We start from the raw sequence: 6,532 nt of genomic DNA, 5'->3' as shown, positions 1-6,532 counted from the left end.
GCGGCGCCGCCCCGGCGGCGCGGCTCCGGCTCCTTCTCACGCGGGGGCGCGAGCAGGTCGGGCCCGGGCTCCGGGCGCGGCGGGAGCTTCGGGGTGCCGGTGGCGGCCCCGCTGCCGGCGGAGAAGTCGAACCCGCCGGTGGCCTGGTAGGTGTTGCCCTGCCTGGGCCTCTCCTCGGCCGCCGGGGTCTCGAGCTCGTCGCGCTCGCGCAGGCTGATCCGGCGCCTGCGGCTGACCGTGAGGCCGGCGACCAGGGCGATCAGCACGACCACCGCGACCACGACCACGATGATCCAGAGGGTCTGCGTCGTCACACCCCCAGCCTTGCACGCCCCGTCGCACCCCACCGGCCGCGGGCCCGGTCCGCGCGAGGCGCCGGCGCCGCCGCCCGAGCGGCCCCCCGAACCGGGTCCGGGGAGGTCGACGAGGTCCTACGAGGCCGGCCGCAGCCGCTGCGAGATGACGGTGGTGATGCCGTCCCCCCGCATCGAGACGCCGTAGAGCGCGTCGGCGACCTCCATCGTCGGCTTCTGGTGGGTGATGACGATGAGCTGCGAGGTGGCCCGCAGCTCCTCCATCAGCGAGATGAGCCGGCGGAGGTTGGCGTCGTCGAGGGCGGCCTCGATCTCGTCGAGCACGTAGAAGGGCGAGGGGCGGGCCCGGAAGATCGCGACCAGCAGCGCCATCGCGGTGAGCGAGCGCTCCCCGCCCGAGAGCAGCGACAGCCGCTTGACCTTCTTGCCCGGCGGCCGCGCCTCGACCTCGATGCCGGTGGTCAGCATGTCCGACGGGTCGGTGAGCACCAGCCGGCCGTCGCCCCCCGGGAAGAGCGTGGCGAAGACCGTCTCGAACTCCCGCGCGACGTCCTCGTACGCCTGGGTGAAGACCTCGAGGATCTTGTCGTCGACCTCGCGGACCACCGTGAGCAGGTCCCGCCGGGTGTTCTTGAGGTCCTCGAGCTGGGTGGACAGGAAGGTGTAGCGCTCCTCGAGCGCCGCGAACTCCTCCAGCGCGAGCGGGTTGACCTTGCCGAGCAGCGCGAGGTCCTTCTCGGCGCGCTTGGCCCGGCGTTCCTGGGCGGCGCGGTCGTAGGGCATCGGGGGCGGGGCGACGACCTCCTCGCCCCGCTCCTTGGCCGCCTCGTACTCCGCGACCTCGGCCGGCGAGGGCGGCACGCCGACCGACGGCCCGTACTCGGCGATCAGGTCGTCCACGGCGATGCCGTGGTCGGCCAGCGCCTTCTCGGTCAGCTGCTCCAGCCGCAGCCGCGACTGGGCGCGGGCCACCTCGTCCCGGTGCACGGCGTCGACCAGCTTGTCCAGCAGCGCGGACAGCCGCCCGGTGGTGGCCCGGGCCTCGGTCAGCGCGGCCTCGCGCTCGGCGCGGGCGGCGGCGACCTCGTCCCGCTCGGCGGCCGCGGAGGCCAGCGAGACCTCGATCCGTGCCAGCGCCCGGGCACCGGCCCCGACCACCAGCTCGGCGACGGCGGCGCTGCGCTCCCGCTCGCGGCGCGCGGCCTCGGCGCGGGCCCGGGCCTGCCGCTCCGACGACGCCTGCCGGCGCAGCGAGTCCGCCCTGCCGGCGATCGCGCGGGCCCGCTCCTCGGCGGTGCGCAGCGCGAGCCGGCACTCCACCTCCTCGGACCGGGCCTCGGCCAGCTTCTCCGCGGCGGTGTCGCGGACCTCGGTGTCCGGCTCGTCGTCCACCGGCTCGCCCTCGGCGACCAGCAGCTGCTGTTCCGCGGCCTCCAGCGCCAGCAGCGACTCCGACCGCCGGGCCTCCACCGCGTCCCGCCGCTGACGCAGCCGCTGCGCCTCCTGCTCGGCCGACCGGACCACCTGCTCCAGCCGCCCGAGCTGGTTGCCCGCGGCCGCACGCCGCTGTTCGGCGGCCCGGCGCTCGGCCGTCGCGGCCTCGACGTCCGCCTTGCGGGCGGCCTCCTCCGCCCGCGCGCCGTCGAGGGCGGGGCGCAGCCGGGCCAGCTCGCCGTCGTTCGCGTCCCGGGCGGCCACGGCCTCGTCGACGGCGGCCTGCACCTCCAGCGCGCTCGAGCCGCCGCCCGCGCCGCCGCGCGCCCGGAAGGCCTCGAGCACGTCCCCGTCGGGCGTGACGGCGACGAGCCCGGCCCCCGCCACGGTCCGCGCCTCGTCGAGGGAGTCGACGAGCACGACCCGCTCCAGCAGCGCCGCGACGGCGGGCGCCAGCCGCCCCGGGGCGCACACCACGTCCGTCGCCCACCGCCCGGCCGGTGCGGCCCCGCCGGGGGCATCGCCGGAGCGGGCCGTGGAGACCGCGACGGGACCCGCACCGTCGCCGGCCACGGCCCCGCCGACCAGCAGTGTCGCGGACCCGTGGTTCCCCGACCGCAGCTCCCGCAGCGCCTCGACCGCCGCGCCGGCGGACTCCACGGCCACACCCTCGGCCAGCTCGCCGAGGACGGCCGCGACCGCGGTCCGGGCCCCCGGCTCGACCTCGAGCAGCTCGGCGACGGCACCGACGACCCCGTCCCGCTCCCCGGACAGCAACGCGCCGCTGCCGTCCTTGCGGGCGAGACCGACCGACAGCGCGTCGACCCGGGCCCGCCAGTGCGCCCGCTGCTGCTCCAGCTCCCGCTCCCGGGCGACCAGCTCGCGCACCCGCGCCGCCGCGGACTCCTGCGCCTCGGCGGCGGCCTCCACCCGCGCCGCCAGCTCGCCGGAGTCGGCCTCGTCGAGCACGCCGAGCTCCTCGCGGGCGGCCTCCAGCTCCTCGGCCGCCGCGACGATCCGGGCCTCGGCCTCACCGAGCGCCTCGGACAGCCGCTCGATCTCCTCGGCGGTGGCGGCGGCGCCGCTGCGCAGCGCCTCGGCCTTGCCGGCGAGGGTCGCGAGGCCGGCCCTGCGGTCCGCGATCGCGCGCACCGCGGCCATGTGCGCGCGCTCGGCGGCCTGCAGGGTGCGCTCGTGCTCGGCGCGCTCCTCCAGCACCTCCGCGAGCCGCTGCCGGGCCTCGACCACGGCCGCGACCAGCTCCTCCTCCTGTTCCGCGACGAGATCGGCCTCGGCCTCGAGCTCCTCCGGGTCCCGCCCCGGGGTGCGCCCCGACTCCGCGGACGCCAGGTGCCGGGAGCGCTCCTCGGCCAGCCGCACGGTGCCGCGCAGCCGCTCCGCCAGCGACGACAGGGAGTACCAGGTGTCCTGCGCACGCTGCAGCCGCGGCGCGTCGGCGGCGAGCGCCTCCTCCAGCTCGCCCTGCCGCGCCCGGGCGGCGTCGAGCTGCTCGGCGACCTCGGCGCGCCGCTCGCGCGCCTGCTGCTCGTCGGCCTCCTCGCGGGCCAGCGCGTCCCGCAGGGTGACGATGTCGTCCGCCGCGAGCCGGATCCGCGCGTCCCGCAGCTCGGCCTGCACCTGCTGCGCCTTGCGCGCGATCTCCGCCTGCCGGCCCAGCGGCTTGAGCTGGCGGCGCAGCTCGGCGGTGAGGTCGGTGAGCCGGGTCAGGTTGGCCTGCATCGCGTCGAGCTTGCGGAGCGCCTTCTCCTTGCGCTTGCGGTGCTTGAGGACCCCGGCGGCCTCCTCGATGTAGGCACGCCGCTCCTCCGGCTTGGACCGCAGGATCGCGTCGAGCTGGCCCTGCCCGACGACCACGTGCATCTCCCGGCCGATGCCGGAGTCCGACAGCAGCTCCTGGATGTCCAGCAGCCGGCACGAGTTTCCGTTGATCTCGTACTCGCCCGCGCCGTCCCGGAACATCCGGCGGGTGATCGAGACCTCGGAGTACTCGATCGGCAGCGCGCCGTCGGAGTTGTCGATGGTGAGCGTGACCTCCGCGCGCCCGAGCGCCTGCCGCCCGGACGTGCCGGCGAAGATCACGTCCTCCATCTTGCCGCCGCGCAGCGCCTTGGCCCCCTGCTCGCCGAGCACCCAGCTGATCGCGTCGACGACGTTGGACTTGCCGGAGCCGTTGGGCCCCACCACGCACGTGATCCCGGGTTCCAGACGCAGCGTCGTGGCCGAGGCGAAGGACTTGAAGCCCTTCAGCGTCAGGCTCTTGAGGTGCACGGCGGCGGTCTCCGGGGTGTCTCGGGGGCGAGCGGAGCGTACCGGCCGCCGCGTGCGGCCCCGGCCCGCGCGTGCGCCGGCCGGGACCCGCCCCTCAGGCGGCGGTCGCGGCGTTCACCAGCCAGCGCACGCCGAACCGGTCCGTCACCATGCCGAACTTGTCGCCCCACATCTGCTTCTCGAACGGCACCTCCACCGTGCCGCCCTCGGCGAGGCCGGTGAACCAGCCCTCGAGCTTCGCCTCGTCGTCCCCGGACAGGCTGACCGAGACCGCGGTGCGGCCCGCCGCCCGCTCCGGGTCGCCGTCCGAGGCCATGAGCACGAACCCGTCCGGCGTGGTGAGCTGCGCGTGCATGACGCCCTCCGGCGGCGGGACGGGGCCCTCGGCCCCCATCTCCCCGAACGTGCTGACCTGCAGGTCGCCCCCGAGGACCGAGCGGTAGAACTCCATCGCGGCGCGGGCCTCGGTGTCGAAGTGCAGGTACGGGTTGAGCGTGACGGACATGCGGTGCCCCCTTCTCGTGTGGTGTGGATCGCACCGTAGACCCGGGCACCGACAGAACCTCAGGCCTCGACGAACCCGTCGAACCCGCCCTTCGGCTCGCCCCACTGCTCGACGACCTCCTCGACCCGGCCCGGCGTTCCCCCGCCGCGCAGCAGCCCGAGGAGGCGCTCGCACCGCTCCCGGTCACCCTCCGCGACCACCGCGACCCGGCCGTCGGCGAGGTTGCGGGCCTGCCCGACGAGCCCGAGCTCGAGCGCCCGCGACCGCGTCCACCAGCGGAAACCCACGCCCTGCACGCGCCCGCGCACCCAGGCGGTGAGCCGAACGGTCGAATCGTCGTTGCTGCTCATCGCCCTGGTACGTTACCGGGCCGTGACCGGTCCGGTGCCCCGCACCACCGCTGCGCCGGTCGCCGCGGGACCCGTGGCCCAGGTCGTCGCGCTGACCAACCGGGCCCGGGCCGCGGCGGGCTGCGGGCCCCTGACGAGCGACCCCCGGATCGCCCGCGCGGCCCGGACGCACAGCGAGGACATGGCCGCGCAGGGGTACTTCGCCCACGACGGCCCCGACGGCCCCGACGGCCGCGACTTCGCCGACCGGCTCACCGCCGCCGGCTACCCCTCCCCCGCCGCGGAGAACATCGCGCGGGGCCAGCGCACCCCGAAGAGCGTGGTCGAGGCCTGGCTGGACTCCCCGGGCCACCGGCGCAACATCGAGGACTGCTCGCTCACCACGATCGGCGTCGGGCTCGCGACCGACGGATACTTCTGGACGCAGGACTTCGGCCGCTGAGCACCTACGCTCCGGCGGGAGTCGCAGATGGGAGGGAGTCCGGAATGTCCGTCGTGGACAACGCGGTGTACGTCGACGGACGCCGCGCGGAGGAACCGGAGTCGCTCGACCAGACGGTCGAGACCCTCCAGCGGTGCGGCAACGGCAAGGAGACCTTCTGCTGGATCGGGATGCTGCGGCCGGGCCCCGACGACATCAAGGCGATCGAGCACGAGTTCGGGCTGCACGAGCTCGCCGTCGAGGACACCCTGCACGGCCACCAGCGGCCCAAGCTGGAGCGCTACGGCGACACGGAGTTCGCGGTGCTCCGCCCGGCCCGGTACGTCGACGAGGACGAGGAGGTCGAGCTCGGCGAGCTCCACCTGTTCCTGGGCCCGGACTTCGTGGTCACGGTGCGGCACGCCGAGGAACCCGACCTCGCCGGCGTCCGGCGGAGGCTCGAGCGCGACCCCGAGCTGCTGGCCCACGGGCCGTTCGCGGTGTTCTACGCCGTGCTGGACAAGGTCGTCGACGACTACGGGCCGGTGCTCGACGGCCTGCAGGACGACGTCGACCAGATCGAGGACCAGGTGTGGAACGCCGACCCCGCGGTCTCCCGGCGCATCTACAAGCTCACCCGCGAGGTCATCGAGTTCCAGCGCGCGGTCGACCCCCTGGTGGAGATCTTCGACGAGCTGCGGAACCGGTTCGGGAAGCAGAGCACCACCCCCGACCTCGAGCTCCGCCGGCTCGTGCGGGACGTCCAGGACCACGCCACGCGGGTCCGCGAGCGCACGCAGGGCCTGCGGGACCTGCTCACGAACCTCCTCACCGTCAACTCCACCCTCGTGGCCCAGCGGCAGAACGAGGAGATGACCCACCTGACCGAGGCCGGGTACGTCCAGAACGAGCAGATGAAGAAGGTCTCCTCGTGGGCCGCCATCGCCTTCGCCCCGAGTCTGGTCGCGGGGATCTACGGAATGAACTTCGCCCACATGCCGGAACTGCAGTGGCGCTTCGGGTATCCCTACGCGCTCGGCCTGATGCTCGCCCTGGCGCTGCTCCTCTACGCGCTCTTCAAACGGAAGGACTGGCTCTAGATCCTCGATCTTCCCCAGGTCAGAGGTACTTTTTATCGGTCAGTGACAGGAAACGTCGGGGCGGGTCGCACCGAGTAGTGGGACAGACGCGCGGAGGCGACCGCGCGCCAGGCGGTGTC

The 6,532-nt window shown here is 74.9% G+C and carries 5 protein-coding genes and 1 pseudogene; 2 read left to right on the top strand and 4 right to left on the bottom strand.

Features of this window, described 5'->3' with window-relative positions:
- The 4 genes and pseudogenes from ACFQH9_RS11885 to ACFQH9_RS11870 all read right to left on the bottom strand — a co-directional run.
- A pseudogene (locus tag ACFQH9_RS11885) lies at nucleotides 1–314 on the bottom strand (signal recognition particle-docking protein FtsY); the annotation flags it as partial.
- A 117-nt stretch (nucleotides 315–431) separates the two neighbouring features.
- On the bottom strand, nucleotides 432–4,037 hold the full coding sequence (smc, locus tag ACFQH9_RS11880) for a chromosome segregation protein SMC (RefSeq protein WP_379566056.1): 3,606 nt from the start codon (nucleotides 4,035–4,037) through the stop codon (nucleotides 432–434).
- Between the two features lie 94 nt (nucleotides 4,038–4,131).
- Entirely contained in the window at nucleotides 4,132–4,542 is a 411-nt protein-coding gene (locus ACFQH9_RS11875) for a VOC family protein (protein ID WP_379566055.1), read from the bottom strand.
- A gap of 59 nt (nucleotides 4,543–4,601) precedes the next feature.
- Complete coding sequence (locus ACFQH9_RS11870; protein ID WP_379566054.1) at nucleotides 4,602–4,892, bottom strand: acylphosphatase; 291 nt, start codon at nucleotides 4,890–4,892, stop codon at nucleotides 4,602–4,604.
- 22 nt (nucleotides 4,893–4,914) lie between these two features.
- Between ACFQH9_RS11870 and ACFQH9_RS11865 the strand changes: the two genes are divergently transcribed.
- Both ACFQH9_RS11865 and ACFQH9_RS11860 read left to right on the top strand, forming a co-directional pair.
- On the top strand, nucleotides 4,915–5,334 hold the full coding sequence (locus ACFQH9_RS11865) for a CAP domain-containing protein (RefSeq protein WP_379566053.1): 420 nt from the start codon (nucleotides 4,915–4,917) through the stop codon (nucleotides 5,332–5,334).
- 44 nt (nucleotides 5,335–5,378) lie between these two features.
- Entirely contained in the window at nucleotides 5,379–6,413 is a 1,035-nt protein-coding gene (locus ACFQH9_RS11860) for a magnesium and cobalt transport protein CorA (protein WP_379566052.1), read from the top strand.
- Nucleotides 6,414–6,532 lie beyond the last annotated feature (119 nt).

The sequence above is a fragment of the Pseudonocardia lutea genome, from assembly GCF_042658055.1.
Taxonomy (GTDB): Bacteria; Actinomycetota; Actinomycetes; order Mycobacteriales; family Pseudonocardiaceae; genus Pseudonocardia; species Pseudonocardia lutea.
This window is presented reverse-complemented; position numbering and strand designations above follow the sequence as displayed.